Annotated in this window: 10 protein-coding genes; 8 read left to right on the top strand and 2 right to left on the bottom strand. The window is 63.4% G+C overall.

All coding sequences use genetic code 11. The features are described from left to right. Window positions 1–6 precede the first annotated feature (6 nt). From sdhD to Y590_RS17250, 5 genes are all read left to right on the top strand, one after another. Window positions 7–426, top strand: coding sequence for a succinate dehydrogenase, hydrophobic membrane anchor protein (gene sdhD / locus Y590_RS17230; protein ID WP_004446649.1), 420 nt, complete (start codon window positions 7–9; stop codon window positions 424–426). Between the two features lie 29 nt (window positions 427–455). Continuing rightward, a complete protein-coding gene (gene sdhA / locus Y590_RS17235) occupies window positions 456–2,273 on the top strand; it encodes a succinate dehydrogenase flavoprotein subunit (protein WP_060770919.1) in 1,818 nt (605 codons plus the stop codon). Window positions 2,274–2,317: 44 nt separating this feature from the next. Beyond that, on the top strand, window positions 2,318–2,878 hold the full coding sequence (locus tag Y590_RS17240) for a hypothetical protein (RefSeq protein ID WP_060770920.1): 561 nt from the start codon (window positions 2,318–2,320) through the stop codon (window positions 2,876–2,878). Window positions 2,879–2,945: 67 nt separating this feature from the next. Continuing rightward, window positions 2,946–3,770 carry a succinate dehydrogenase iron-sulfur subunit gene (locus tag Y590_RS17245; protein ID WP_060770921.1) on the top strand — a complete coding sequence of 275 codons (825 nt, stop codon included), beginning with the start codon at window positions 2,946–2,948 and terminating at the stop codon, window positions 3,768–3,770. Window positions 3,771–4,011: 241 nt separating this feature from the next. After that, a complete protein-coding gene (locus Y590_RS17250) occupies window positions 4,012–4,572 on the top strand; it encodes an AprI/Inh family metalloprotease inhibitor (protein ID WP_060770922.1) in 561 nt (186 codons plus the stop codon). A gap of 97 nt (window positions 4,573–4,669) precedes the next feature. Here Y590_RS17250 and Y590_RS17255 read toward each other — a convergent pair whose 3' ends face one another. After that, window positions 4,670–6,442 carry an outer membrane beta-barrel protein gene (locus tag Y590_RS17255; RefSeq protein WP_060770923.1) on the bottom strand — a complete coding sequence of 591 codons (1,773 nt, stop codon included), beginning with the start codon at window positions 6,440–6,442 and terminating at the stop codon, window positions 4,670–4,672. 344 nt (window positions 6,443–6,786) lie between these two features. On the opposite strand from Y590_RS17255, the gene Y590_RS17260 reads away from it, so the two are divergent. Continuing rightward, on the top strand, window positions 6,787–7,809 hold the full coding sequence (locus Y590_RS17260; RefSeq protein ID WP_060770924.1) for a KpsF/GutQ family sugar-phosphate isomerase: 1,023 nt from the start codon (window positions 6,787–6,789) through the stop codon (window positions 7,807–7,809). A 48-nt stretch (window positions 7,810–7,857) separates the two neighbouring features. Here Y590_RS17260 and Y590_RS17265 read toward each other — a convergent pair whose 3' ends face one another. Further along, the gene (locus Y590_RS17265; protein WP_060770925.1) at window positions 7,858–9,528 is read right to left on the bottom strand and encodes a methyl-accepting chemotaxis protein; all 1,671 of its coding nucleotides are present in this window, start codon (window positions 9,526–9,528) and stop codon (window positions 7,858–7,860) included. Between the two features lie 1,104 nt (window positions 9,529–10,632). Here Y590_RS17265 and Y590_RS25895 point away from each other — a divergent pair. Both Y590_RS25895 and Y590_RS25900 read left to right on the top strand, forming a co-directional pair. Further along, window positions 10,633–11,562, top strand: a complete 930-nt coding sequence (locus Y590_RS25895) for a HamA C-terminal domain-containing protein (protein ID WP_083530895.1) — start codon at window positions 10,633–10,635, stop codon at window positions 11,560–11,562. Beyond that, complete coding sequence (locus tag Y590_RS25900; RefSeq protein ID WP_083530987.1) at window positions 11,562–13,682, top strand: DEAD/DEAH box helicase; 2,121 nt, start codon at window positions 11,562–11,564, stop codon at window positions 13,680–13,682. The genes Y590_RS25895 and Y590_RS25900 overlap by 1 nt, the downstream gene beginning before the upstream one ends. The last annotated feature ends 78 nt before the right edge of the window (window positions 13,683–13,760 follow it).

The following is a 13,760-nucleotide window of genomic DNA, read 5'->3' on the forward strand; positions in this document are numbered from 1 at the left end:
CTTCCCATGTCCCAGGTCGACAACCGCCAGAACACTGCGCTCTCCATGCGCACGCCGCGCGCCCGGGTGAAGGGCCTCGGCGCCTCGGGCCATGGCGCCGGCCATTTCTGGCTGCAGCGCCTGACCGGCGCCTCGAACGCGCTCTTGATGCTCGCCTTCGTCGTCATCATCGCGCTGATGGCCGGGCGGACCTATCCGCAGGCGGTCGCGCTGGTGTCGCACCCGCTGGTCGCGATCATCCTGATCCTGGCCGTGGTGTCGGTGACGATCCACATGCGTCTCGGCATGCAGACGGTGATCGAAGACTACGTCCACAGCCACGGCCTCAAGTTCGCGGCGCTCATCGCCAACACCTTCTACGCGGTCGCGGTGGCCGCCGCCTGCCTCTACGCGATCCTCCGCGTGAGCCTGGGCGGCCTCGCCTGATCGTCGTCACGGAACCAAGGATTCACGCCATGGCCTCCAACGGAACGAACGGCGGCGCGCCCGCCTACGCCATCATCGACCACACCTTCGACGTGGTGATCGTCGGCGCCGGCGGCGCGGGCCTGCGCGCCACGGTCGGCTGCTCCCAGGCCGGCCTGCGCACCGCCTGCATCACGAAAGTCTTCCCGACCCGCTCGCACACGGTGGCGGCGCAGGGCGGCATCTCCGCCTCGCTCGGCAATATGGGGCCGGACGACTGGCGCTGGCACATGTACGACACCGTGAAGGGCTCGGACTGGCTCGGCGACCAGGACGCGATCGAGTACCTCGTGAGGAACGCCCCCGCAGCGGTCTACGAGCTGGAGCACTGGGGCGTGCCGTTCTCCCGCACGGACGAGGGCAAGATCTACCAGCGCCCGTTCGGCGGCATGACCACCGATTACGGCAAGGGCACCGCGCAGCGCACCTGTGCCGCGGCCGACCGCACCGGCCACGCCATGCTCCACACGCTCTACGGGCAGGCGGTGAAGAACAAGACCCAGTTCTTCATCGAGTATTTCGCACTCGACCTGATCATGGACGAGGACGGGCGCTGCCGCGGCGTCATCGCCATCGACCAGGCGACCGGCGAGATCCACCGCTTCCGCGCCCAGCAGACCATCCTCGCCACCGGCGGCTACGGCCGCGCCTACTTCTCGGCAACCTCGGCCCATACCTGCACCGGTGACGGCAATGCCATGGTGCTGCGCGCCGGCCTGCCGCTGCAGGACATGGAGTTCGTGCAGTTCCACCCGACCGGCATCTACGGCGCCGGCTGCCTCATCACGGAAGGCGCGCGCGGCGAGGGCGGCTACCTCACCAACTCCGAGGGCGAGCGCTTCATGGAGCGCTACGCCCCCTCGGCCAAGGACCTCGCCTCCCGCGACGTGGTCTCCCGCTCGATGACCATGGAGATCCGCGACGGCCGCGGCGTGGGCAAGGATAAGGACCACATCTTCCTGCACCTCGACCATCTCGACCCGAAGATCCTGCACGAGCGCCTGCCCGGCATCTCGGAGAGCGCAAAGATCTTCGCGGGCGTGGACGTGACCAAGGAGCCGATCCCGGTTCTGCCGACGGTCCACTACAACATGGGCGGCATCCCGACCAACTTCCACGGCGAGGTGCTGACCCTCAAGAACGGCAACCCCGACACGGTGGTGCCGGGCCTGATGGCGCTCGGCGAGGCGGCCTGCGTCTCGGTGCACGGGGCCAACCGCCTCGGCTCGAACTCGCTGATCGACCTCGTGGTGTTCGGCCGCGCCGCGGGTCTGCGCTGCGCCGACATCGTCGAGCCCGATGCCCGCCAGCCGGAACTGCCAAAGGGCTCGGCCGACAAGGCGCTCACGCGCCTCGACCGCTTCCGCTATGCCGACGGCGGCACCCCGACCGCGCAGCTGCGCGACCGGATGCAGCGGACGATGCAGAACAACTGCGCCGTCTTCCGCACCGGCGAGGTGCTGGAGGAGGGCAAGGGCCTGATCCACGAGGTCTGGCGCGGCGTCTCCGACATCGCCATCACCGACCGTTCGCTCGTTTGGAACACCGACCTGCTCGAGACCCTGGAATTCGACAACCTGATCGGTCAGGCGGTCGTGACCATGGAATCGGCGGTCAACCGCAAGGAAAGCCGCGGCGCGCATGCCCGCGAGGACTTCCCCGACCGCGACGACAAGGAGTGGATGAAGCACACGCTCGCGTGGCTCGACCAATCCAAGCACGGCGTCGAGATCGATTACCGCCCGGTCCACACCTACACGATGTCGAACGACATCCAGTACATCGAGCCGAAGGCGCGGGTTTACTGATGCAGCCCGCGGCGCAGTCGGTCGAGAGGGGAGGGGCGGGGACGATGATCCCGGCCTCGCGTCGTCTCGTACGTGCCGTCCTGTCCGCCGCGGCGGGGCTGCTGCTGATCGTATCGGCAGCGGCGCGGGGACCGGCCTTCGACTTCCCGGCCGAGGTCGCCGGCTTCAGTCGCGGCCCCCGCACGGATTACGAGGCCCGTGCGCCGGGACTCGGCTACTCCATCGTCTACACGAACGGGCGCTGGAAGGCGGACATCTACGTCTACGATGCCGGTGTGGCGAACATCCCCGACGGAGCCTCCTCGCCTGTTGTCGCCGGACAGCTCGCGCAGGCGGCCGGCGACGTCAGGACCGCGGTGGCGCAGGGCATCTACCGCGGCAGCGAGGATCGCGGCGCGGTGCGCCTGCCGGGGGAAGCGGGCGCCCGGCTCACCTGCCGCGCCTTCACCATCGATCACCCGGCCCTCGGCCCCACCGAGAGCCTGCTCTGCCTCACCGGTCTGCGCGGGCAATTCGTGAAGTTCCGCCTGTCCGGCCCGGCCGCGAAGCAACCTCCGAAGGCGGAGGCCGAGCGGTTCATGACCGGCTGGCTCGACCGGCAATAGGATCTTCGAAACTCGGAGCGCGCCGCAAGGCCGCCGCACCCAAAGGCACAGGGACAAGGCACAGGACATGGCCCAGTTCAATCTTCCCAAGAACTCCCAGGTCACCGAAGGCCGGACCTGGCCGGCGCCGGACGGCGCCAAGAACCTCCAGACGTTCCGGATCTACCGCTGGAACCCGGATGACGGGAAGAATCCGCGCATCGACACCTACAAGGTCGATCGCGACGATTGCGGGCCGATGGTCCTCGACGCCCTGCTCTGGATCAAGAACAAGGTCGATCCGACGCTGGTCTTCCGCCGCTCCTGCCGCGAGGGCATCTGCGGCTCCTGCGCCATGAACATCGAGGGGCAGAACGCGCTCGCCTGCACCATGGGCATCGACGAGTGCAAGACCCCCGACAACGCCCTGCCGTTCCTGACCCGCAAGGACAAGGACGGGGCGGTGCGGATCTACCCGCTGCCGCACATGCCGGTCCTGAAGGACCTCGTGCCGGATCTGACCAACTTCTACGCCCAGCACGCGTCGATCGAGCCCTGGCTCCAGACCGAGACGCCTGCGCCCGAGAAGGAGTGGAAGCAGACGCCCGAGGACCGCGCCCGGCTCGACGGCCTCTACGAGTGCATCCTGTGCGCCTGCTGCACCACGAGCTGCCCGAGCTACTGGTGGAACGGCGACAAGTTCCTCGGTCCGGCCGCCCTGCTTCAGGCCTATCGCTGGCTGATCGACAGCCGCGACGAGAACACCGGCGAGCGCCTCGACGGGCTGCACGACCCGTTCCGGCTCTACCGCTGCCACACGATCATGAACTGCGCCAACACCTGCCCGAAGAACCTCAATCCGGCCAAGGCGATCGCCGAGATCAAGAAGATGATGGTCGAGCGCGAGGTCTGATCTCTTCGCCGCAGGACACCCTTCGAGACGACATTCGAGAGCCGCGCCCCACCCTGGCGCGGCTCTCGCCGTTTCGCCCCCACGGGCGGTGCTGATCGACTGAGGCAGGGCCGCCACACCAGCGCAAAAACCTGGACGTGTACGGCTTTTCCCCGGCCCGGCGTGCAGCCTGCCTTGCCGCAAGCGCATTTGGCCCTGAGGGCAAGCGCGACCGTTGCGTGTTTGGGGTGAGGGGTCTTTGATGACGCGTGGGTTCCTGTCGAAAGCCGCCTGTCTCGCGCTGGCCGCGAGCGTCGGCGCCTGCGCCTCCAATCGCTTCGAGGGGCCCCGCGAGCGTCTGCGGCCCCAGGCGGCGCTCGAACCCGCCACGCCCGCTCTGCCCGCCGGGACGGTGACGAGCGAGCCGCTCGCGCCCCCGCCGGGCGCCTCCGCCGCGCCGGGCGAGGCGCCGCCCCCGAGCGTCGCCGCGGCTCCCTCGCAGGCGATCGAGCCGCCCCCGCCCGCTCCGCCGCCGGTGGTCGCGACCGGCCGCTCCTCGGTGGTGGGCTCGTGGAACGCCACCGATGCCGCGGGAAGCTGCAAGGTGTCGCTGTCGAGCACGCCCTCGCTCGACCTCTACAAGGCCTCGGCCGCGGGTTGCGGCAACAAGGATCTCGCCAAAGTCTCGGCCTGGGATTTCCGCGACGGCGAAGTCTACCTCTACCAGCCCGGCGGCACCGTCACCGCGCGCCTGCGGCAGGCCGGCGGCGGCCTGGAGGGTGCGCTCTCGAAATCCGGCGCGCAGCTCTCGATGGCGCGATAGAGCGCTTTCCGACGAAGTGGACGCCGGTTCGGTGAAAGGAAGCGCGTTATCCGGCCTGATGCGATCCGTTCGGATACGGCTCTGAGGCGCGCTCCCCTCAGGGGTTCACCCGCACGCCGAGCAGCACCGTGTGCGCCTCGTAGGTCGAGAGCGGGATGGTGCTGGCCAGCGTCGAGTAGATGTAGCTGCCGCGGAAGGCGAGCCAGCGGTTGAAGCGGTAGTCGAGCCGGGCGGTGGCGGAGTAACCCCGCTCGCGGATGCGCACGCCGTCATAGTTGGTCGACAGGTAGGCGCCACCCAGCGTGATCGAGAGGTTGCGCAGCAGGTCGTGCTGCACTTCGAGCGTAGCGGCGTCGGTGAAGGCGCCGCTGGAGCCCGGCACCGCGGTCTCGATCACCCCCGTCTGCTGGTTGAACCGCACCGTGGTCAGCGGCGAGACCGACCAGACGAGCGCCGCGTTGATGACCGGCGCGTTGATGTCCTGCAGCGTGCGGTCGATGTAGGAGCGGTGCTGCAGGCCGCCCGAGATCTCCGCCGTCAGCGTGCTGTTGAGCGCCACCGTCGCGCCCGCGGCGAAGGCGATGCCGTCGGAATCGCGGCGCAGGCCGAACTGGTCCACCGGCGTGTCGTAGACACGGGTGTCGAGGAAGGTCTCGACGAAGGGCGTGATCGCGGGCGAGATCTCGTATCCGGCGCGCAGGCGCAGGCCGTACTGGTTGGCGTCGCGGTCGCTCTGGATGATCGTGGTGCCGTTGCCGAGCTGCGCATCCTCGAAGACCGAGCGGTCGATCGAGCCGCGCAGCGAGAGCTGCAGCCGGTTGAAATTCTCCTGCACGCCCGCGGTCGCGCCGTAGGTGGCGAAGAGCGGCCGGGTCGTCGCCCCCCCGCCCGCGCCGAGATCCGGGCTGCCGATGCGCTGGCTGTCGAGCAGGAAGCGGGTCTCCAGATCGATCCGGGTGTCGCGGTCGACGTCGATGCGCATCCGGGCGGTGCCCACGGCGTTCGGGCGGCTCGCCTCGGGGTTCTGCGGATATTCGAGGTAGCTGCCGCGCATCTCGGCGGTGAGTTCGCTCGCCGACCACGCGCTGCGCAGCGCCAGCTCCGCCTCGCTGCGCAGCGTCAGGGACGGCCGCAGGCGGGTGCCGCCGATCTGGTCCGGGTTCGAATCGTAGCCGACGCTCTGGGTGAAGGCCGGCAGCAGCGTGAAGGTGCCGAGCCGGATGCCGAGCGGTGCGTAGGCGGTGTCGGCGGGGATCGGCTGGCGGAGCGCCGTGCCGAGCAGCAGCCCGGTGGCGTTGGGCAGGCCGAGCCCGAGGATCGGCGCCGGCAGCGGCACGCCGGAGACGGGCGTCTGGATCACCGGGGTGAGGCGCAGATCCGTGATCGTCTGCTGCGTGCGCGTCTGGGTGATCTGGCGGGTCGCCGAGCCGAGCCGGCGCGGGGGCGCCGCGCGCAGGCGCAAGATCGAGGGCCGGGCGGGGGTGCCCCGCGTCGCGGCGGAGCCGGGCAGGCTCGTCGCGCTGCGGAAGCGCGGCAGGCGCGCCACACTCGGCTCCTCGCTCTCCTCGGAGGAGGGGACCGGATTCGGGCTCGTGCCGCTGCCGAGGAGGGCGGGGGCGGAGAAGGCGCCGGAGCCGCGTAGCGCCGTCGGCGCGTCGAAGGCGGAGCGGCGCGGGCGGCCCGCGGTCGTCGGCTCGGAGGCGGTGCGCGAGAGCGCGTTCGACGCCGTGCTCCGGGCGGGCTCCGCCGGCGACGGGTCGGGCGTCTCCTGCGCCAGCGCGGGGCCCCCGAGCAGGGCGGGGAGCAGCGCCAGAGCGAGCGCCCCGCGGCGCCCCCCTCGCTTGTCCCCGTTCGGCCGCTCGCGTGACACCGGCAGCGCTCTTTCCCTGAAGATGGGCCCTGGATACGGCCGGCGGCCCGTGGACGGGGCGGCGTTCCGTGTCCGGCCGGCGCCCCATGGTTAACGGAGCTACACCGGGCATGGTTAACGCACCGTTGCGGGGCGCCCGCTCGCCCTGTCCCGCCGTGAGCAGGCGCCGCGCAGCCCCCATGCGGCCACAGTCGCGGGTGAAGAGGGCGGATCAAGAATCGCGAGGGCCCGGCGCCGGGCTTAAGAGAGCCTCACGAAGCTCCCGATCTCTGGCCGTTCCTTCTCTGGCGATGACGGCGCAGCGGGCGTTTTGTGAGAGACACGAAGACGGAAACGACAGCTTCATGGCCCTGGCACAGCGGATCGAGGACCGGAACCGGACGGATGGGGCGGCGCGGGCGCCCGCCATCGCCTCGGCCCTGCGCACCATCGAGACCGAGCGCGAGGGTCTGGCCTGCCTGATGGCCGCGATCGATAACGGCCTCGGCGAGCCCTTCGCCCAGGCCGTCGAGCGGATCGGCGCGGCGCGCGGCCGGGTGATCTGCACCGGCATGGGCAAGTCCGGCCACGTCGCCCGCAAGATCGCGGCGACCTTCGCCTCCACCGGCACGCCGTCGCTCTACGTCCACCCGGCCGAGGCGAGCCACGGCGATCTCGGCATGATCCAGCCCGACGACGTGGTGCTGGCGCTCTCCTGGTCGGGCGAGACCACGGAACTGGCCGACATCATCGGCTACACCCGGCGCTACCGCGTCGGCCTCGTGGCGATCACCGCCAACGCCGCCTCGACGCTGGGGCGCGAGGCCGATACCTGCCTCGCGCTCCCGAAGGCCAAGGAGGCCTGCCCGAACGGGCTGGCGCCGACCACCTCGACGGCGATGCAGCTCGCGCTCGGCGACGCGCTTGCCGTGGCGTTGCTGGAGGCCCGCGGCTTCTCCGCCCGCGACTTCTCCGTGTTCCATCCCGGCGGCCGGCTCGGCGCCTCGCTGCGGCAGGTGCGCGAGGTCATGCATGGCGGGGCGCATCTGCCCGTGGTGACCCTCGGCACCGCGATGCGGGCCGCCGTGGCCGAGATCGACGCCAAGGGGTTCGGCTCGGTCCTCGTGGTCGATGCGGCGGGGGCGCTCGCCGGCATCCTCACCGACGGCGACGTGCGCCGGGCCGTCTTCTCCCGCGAGGGGCTGGACCGCCTGCCGGTCGAGGCGGTGATGACGAAGAACCCCCGCACGATCACGCCCGAGACCCTGCTCGCCAAGGCGCTGCAGATCCAGGAGGCGATGAAGATCACCGCCCTCGTGGTGGTGGACCAGGGCCGCCCCGTCGGCCTCGTGCACTACCACGACCTGCTGCGCACCGGCGTCGCCTGAGGCGGACGCTCCCGCCCGGCAGGGGCGGGGGCAGGGGCGCGGCGGCGCTCAGGCCGCGCGCACGGTGGCGAGGAAGCGGCTCATCTCCGCCGTGAGATGCTCGGACTGGCGCGAGAGCTCCGAGGCCGAGACCAGAACCTGGCTCGCCGCGGCCCCGGTCTCCTCCGAGGCCTGCGCCACGCCCGAGATGTTGCTCGTCACCTCGCCCGCGCCGCTGGCCGCCTGGGCCACGTTGCGCACGATCTCCCGGGTCGCCAGACCCTGCTGCTGCACCGAGACCGCGAGGTGGGCCGCCGTCGTGTCGATCTCGCGGATGCGGCCGGAGATCGCGTCGATCGCCGCGACGGCCTGATCGGTCACGCCCTGGATCTCGCTGATCTGCCCGGCGATCTGCTCGGTGACCCGCGCCGTCTGGTTGGCGAGTTCCTTCACTTCCGCCGCGACGACGGCGAAGCCCCGCCCCGCATCCCCGGCGCGCGCCGCCTCGATGGTGGCGTTGAGGGCGAGCAGGTTGGTCTGCCCGGCGATGCTCGAGATCAGCCCGAGCATGTCGCCGATCCGGCCCGAGGTGGCGCGCATCGCCTGCACGAGGCGGGCGGTCTGGTTGGCCTCGCCGACGGCGCCCTGGGCCAGTTCGGCCGAGCCGCGCACCTGGCGGCCGATCTCCTCGACGGAGGTGCCGAGTTCTTCCGCCGCGGCGGCGACCGCATCGACGTTGGAGGCGGCCTCCTCGGCCGCGGCGGCCACGGCGATGGACTGGCCGGCGGTGTGGGACGCGCTCGACGTCATCTGCTGGGCGGTCGCCTGAAGCTCGGTCGCCGAGGACGAGACCGCGCCGACGATACCGCCGACGGCGGCCTCGAAGCGGTCGGCGAGCTGCAGCATGCCGGCGCGGCGCTGTTCCTCGGCCGAGGCGCGGGCGAAGGCGGTCTCCTCCTCGAGCCGGCGGGTCCGGATCAGGTTGTCGCGCGAGACCTCGACGGCGCGGGCGATCGCGCCGATCTCGTTGGTGCGCGCCAGATGCGGAACCCCGCCCTCCACGTCGCCACCGGCGAGGGCGCGCATGCGCCCGATCAGGCCGTCGATCGGGCGCGTCACGCCGAGGAGCACGTAGAGGACGCCGACGACGCTGAGGACGAGCGCGAAGGCGCACAGCCCGGCATTCAGCCAGAGGGCGTGTCCGTAGGTCTCGTCCGCCGCGGCCCGCACGTCGTCCGCCCCCTTGGTGTTGAGGGCGCTGTCCTGGTCGAGCAGGTCCAGGGCGCTCTCGTAGGGCTTGCGCGAGGTCTGGAACAGCGCGCTCAGCCCCGCCTGGTCCTTGTCCCGCGCGGCGGCGATGAGCTTGGCGCGGAAGCCGAGATACTCGGCCCAGTGCCGCCGATACCCGTCCCACAGCGCGCGCTCTTCCGGGCTCGCGATCAGCGGCTCGTAGCGCTTGACGACCGCCTCGGCGTCCTGAAGCCGGCGCTCGGAGATCGGGAGCAGCGTCTCGGTCGGCTCGACGGCGGTCACGAAGCGGGCATCGACGAGCCGCAGGCGCGTGATCCGGTACTTCAGCTCGCCGAGTTCGCGGACGCTGGGCAGCCAGTTGCTCGAGAGATCGACGACGTTGGCGTTCACCGCGCGCAGCTGCATCGCCCCCACGATCCCCTGCGCGAGGATGGCGAGCGCAAGGAGTCCAATCACACCCCTCAGCGCGTACGATACCTTCAGATTCATCGCCCGTCGTGCCCCCACCGGATCGGTCCGGTGAGGCATGATGACTTTCCCGAACTAAATATGGATTAAATTCGAAGTCGCCGGCGCAGCCCTCAGTTTCAGCGGGCCGGGCAAAACACGCAATAGAACGCAGGGCCCCGCGCGCCGAACGCCCCTCGGCCCCGCACGGGCGCCCGCCCAAGCACGAGAGCCCCGGCGGCGCGGGCGGCGCCCCAGGGACGGCTGGCCGATCGGCCGGCGGGTACGCATCGAGCACAAACCCCGAGGGGGACGCGGGACGCCGCGAAACCTCCGGATGGTTATGTAAGACTTTGCCGGTCTCCCGGCGTCCCGCGGAGGGGCCGCTTCCTTATCACGAGAAGCCGTCCCTCCGTTTTGGCGTCACGGTCTCTCCACCGGCATCGACCCCGGATCTAGGCGCTGTGGGACCCTCGGCCCGCCTCCCCGCGAGGGGAGAGGGAACCTCGGCAGACGGCTATGGGCGGACTCGTCCGCACCGGACCTCGTATTGGGCCCGGCTCCGGTTGTTCCTGGGCGCCGACCCGAGACCGGCCTATGGCCCCATCCCGAGTTGGCGTTGTGTCGCGCACAGCGCCCGAGGCGATGGCGACCGGGCCACCGACGCGGGAACCGCCCCACCTCCCAACGAGCCTCGCCGGCCGGTCACCGGAAAAGCTCCCCCGGTTGGTCCGGGAGGCGAGTGGCAGGGGTTGTAGGATTTTTTGTCTATGGTGTCAAGGTATTTTTCCCTGAACTGCATGCTACGCCGCATCAAGCTCCAACGATGCTGTTACGAAGTTCAGTTTCTTGCGGAAAGCTAGCAAATCTATGATTCGGTGCGGGAGCATGGCGCAACCCAACGCATCAGGTCAGGACATCGCTCTCGGCTTGCTGGAGCGATAGCACGGCATGAATCAGGGTATCTCACCTGTCACCGGCCTGCTCCCCCTGAGACAATGACGCAATACCAAGCGTGTAAAGTTCTGAATGCTATGGATTTTGCTTCACGGCTCGTTGCAGAGGACGCAACCTAGTGTAAACTCGGCGGACACATGCAAGGTGAACTGCTGTGCCCTTCGGTGCGAGAAACGTGGCCTTAGCCGTATGACTAGCGTAAAGTTTGACACGCTTATAGACGAGTCTTTGTCAAAAATCACAACTATTTCACAACTTCAAAACCTATTGAATAACCGACTACTGAGTCTTGCAAATGACTTCGAAGACGGTAAATGGAGATACAATAGGTTTCAGAGCTATTTATGGGATAATATTGCCCAAACTGCTCTGTCAGAGCAAGAGCGCGCAGCTTTGTACGACCAGAGTCATTCCAGTTTAGTAGCAGCCGCACAGAACTTGAGACTGACGGACAAAGATGAAATCGGCCAAGGGAGTGAAATCGCAGAAGTCTTTCTCTACGGATTGATGAAAAATCACTACAACGCGCTACCCGTTGTCCCCAAAATTTTCTACAAACAAAATGCCAAAGATAATGCAAAGGGAGCTGATAGCGTACATATCGTTCTTAATGCAAACGAAGACGACTTCACTCTGTGGTTTGGTGAGGCTAAATTCTACAATTCCATTGCTGACTCTCGGCTAGATTCTATAGTTACTTCGGTATATACCAGCTTAGGCACTGAAAAATTGAAAAAAGAAAATTCGATAATAACCAATGTGTCAGACATCAATCATCTAGATATACCTACTGCCCTGAGAGACAAAATTAAGGCCTCATTGAGCAATCAAATTTCAATCGATCTGCTAAAACCTCGAATTCATGTGCCGATTCTAATATTGCACGAATGCACAAAAACTGCAGGTTGCAATATTCTTTCCCTGGAGTACAAAAAATCAATTGTAGCTCATCATACAGAGAGAGCTGGGTCTTATTTTGTAAAACAAGCGTCAAAATTAACAACTCTACACATGTACGACAAAATCAACTTTCATATTATCTTGTTCCCCGTTCCAAACAAAAAACTTATCGTTGACGCATTTACTAGCACAGCTGCTTTCTACAAAGGGGTCGTATAATGGACGTATTTGACGTCTGTTCCGAAATAAACGATCTACTCACGGAAGGAAATGACCTTGCAGCTCGCAATCTATTAATAAAACTCCTTAGCACAATTGATAAGCAAAAAGAAAATTATCCACAGGTCCTAAACCAGCTGATTCGATCGACTGGACTGTTCCCTTATATACAGCTTGAGAATGCATCATGGGACCAAAAGTTTGTCCATAAGGCATTCGCCGTCGACGTGGGGAACCGTACTGCGACTCTTCACCGTGAACAATCATCCGTTTTATCCAGACTACTCGGCGGCAAAAGCATCGCGGTAAGCGCGCCTACAAGCTTCGGAAAAAGCTTTATAATCGATGCATTTATTGCAGCAAAACGCCCAAATATAGTTGTTATTATTGTTCCGACCATCGCCTTAATGGATGAAACCCGACGTCGTTTGTATAAGAAGTTTTCGCGCGAATATAATATCATCACTGTTACTGATACCCCTCTTGAGCAACGCAATATTCTAATATTCCCTCAAGAGCGAGCATTCGGATATGCGGATAAATTGCCTAATATAGACCTTCTTGTTATAGACGAATTTTACAAGGCAAGTGTTGCGCACGATAAGGAACGCGCACCATCTCTTATCAAAGCTATTCTAAAACTTTCCCGTAATGCCAAACAGAGATACTATCTTGCTCCAAATATAAAAAAGCTTGCGGACAATGTTTTCACGCGGGACATGGAATTTATTGAGCTCCTCGATTTTAACACTGTTTTTCTAGAAAAGCATGACCTTCATAAAGAGATCAAAGGAGACGCTGGCCGGAAAAAAGATGCGCTACTGGAAATTATATCGAAAAGAACTGAGAAAACCCTAATTTACGCAGGATCATACTCAGAAATAGATAAGATATCGGAGCTGGTTATCAATAATATGGACGTAATCGACAGACCACACACAACACACTTCGCGCACTGGCTTCGCGTGAACTATCAATCCGAGTGGTCGGTGGCAGATCTCGCGGAGCGGGGAGTCGGGGTTCATAACGGGCGAATGCACCGCTGCCTGAGTCAACTCCAAATACGTCTCTTCGAGCATGAAAAAGGATTTGATAGTATTGCCTCAACTTCTTCGATCATTGAGGGAGTTAACACGTCAGCGCAGAATGTAATAGTCTGGAAGAGCAAACTTGGACGCAATAATCTGAAGGATTTTACTTACAAAAATATAATTGGCCGCGGCGGTCGAATGTTTAAGCATTTTATTGGCCACATTTACTTACTTGATGCTCCTCCCGTCGAAGAAAATACTCAGCTCGACCTTTCATTTCCAGATACAATTCTAGGAAGTCTTGATGAAAACCAAGATAAAGACAAACTTACTGAAAAGCAAATAGAAAGGATAGTTGAATACAAAAATCAGATGTCGGATATTATTGGGGGAGAAAATTTTGCACTTTTGAGGAAGAAAAATGTTTTACAAGATAGTGATTCAGATTTCTTGCTGACTCTGGCGAGAAATCTAAAATCTAACCCGCAGGATTGGCGCGGATTTGGATATTTGAATTCTGACAATCCCGCCGATTGGGAAAGAATGCTCTATAAAGTTGTTGGCCTTAAGCCGTCAGCATGGGATTCATCTTGGTCAAATGTTGTTTCAGCCACCAAATCTTTATCTTTTAATTGGAGTATGGACATACCTCAAATATTAAGCATGCTTTCTCCTCACGGTATCGATATTGAAGACTTCTTCCAGCTTGAGCGCACAATAAGTTTTAAACTAGCGGCTCTGTTAAATGATGTTAATGAGCTGCATAAAATCATTGTAAACCCATCGATCGACATTGGGGGATTTGTTGGAAAACTTAGCCATGCTTTTCTACCTCCAGCTGTTTACCATCTTGAAGAGTATGGTCTGCCACGAATGATCTCCAAGAAAATTCATCTTTCTGGGCTTGTAAATTTCACAAGCGATGAAGTTGACCTTCGTGGTGCACTCAAAATATTTCGAGCAATCGGATTAGATGGGATACTCAAGACTGATGGCTTGAGCAAATTTGATAGGTACGTAATTAGATTCTTTTTTGATGGAATACTTCCTGAAAATCCACCGGATTTTGCTGTGCTGGATCAGAAATAGTAGAATTATTAACCAATAATTACTAAAGTCGTCGTCGACTAAATGATTAATTTATTGATAAGATACGATCATGTGAAG

Origin of the sequence: Methylobacterium sp. AMS5 (genome assembly GCF_001542815.1) — a bacterium.
Lineage (GTDB): Bacteria > Pseudomonadota > Alphaproteobacteria > Rhizobiales > Beijerinckiaceae > Methylobacterium.

Bases quoted from the DNA above. Each gene is read 5' to 3' on its own strand.
- sdhD (WP_004446649.1), top strand. From the start codon at position 7: ATGTCCCAGGTCGACAACCGCCAGAACACTGCGCTCTCCATGCGCACG.
- Y590_RS17260 (WP_060770924.1), top strand. From the start codon at position 6,787: ATGGCCCTGGCACAGCGGATCGAGGACCGGAACCGGACGGATGGGGCG.
- Y590_RS17245 (WP_060770921.1), top strand. From the start codon at position 2,946: ATGGCCCAGTTCAATCTTCCCAAGAACTCCCAGGTCACCGAAGGCCGG.
- Y590_RS25900 (WP_083530987.1), top strand. From the start codon at position 11,562: ATGGACGTATTTGACGTCTGTTCCGAAATAAACGATCTACTCACGGAA.
- Y590_RS17240 (WP_060770920.1), top strand. From the start codon at position 2,318: ATGATCCCGGCCTCGCGTCGTCTCGTACGTGCCGTCCTGTCCGCCGCG.
- Y590_RS25895 (WP_083530895.1), top strand. From the start codon at position 10,633: ATGACTAGCGTAAAGTTTGACACGCTTATAGACGAGTCTTTGTCAAAA.
- sdhA (WP_060770919.1), top strand. From the start codon at position 456: ATGGCCTCCAACGGAACGAACGGCGGCGCGCCCGCCTACGCCATCATC.
- Y590_RS17265 (WP_060770925.1), bottom strand. From the start codon at position 9,528: ATGAATCTGAAGGTATCGTACGCGCTGAGGGGTGTGATTGGACTCCTT.
- Y590_RS17250 (WP_060770922.1), top strand. From the start codon at position 4,012: ATGACGCGTGGGTTCCTGTCGAAAGCCGCCTGTCTCGCGCTGGCCGCG.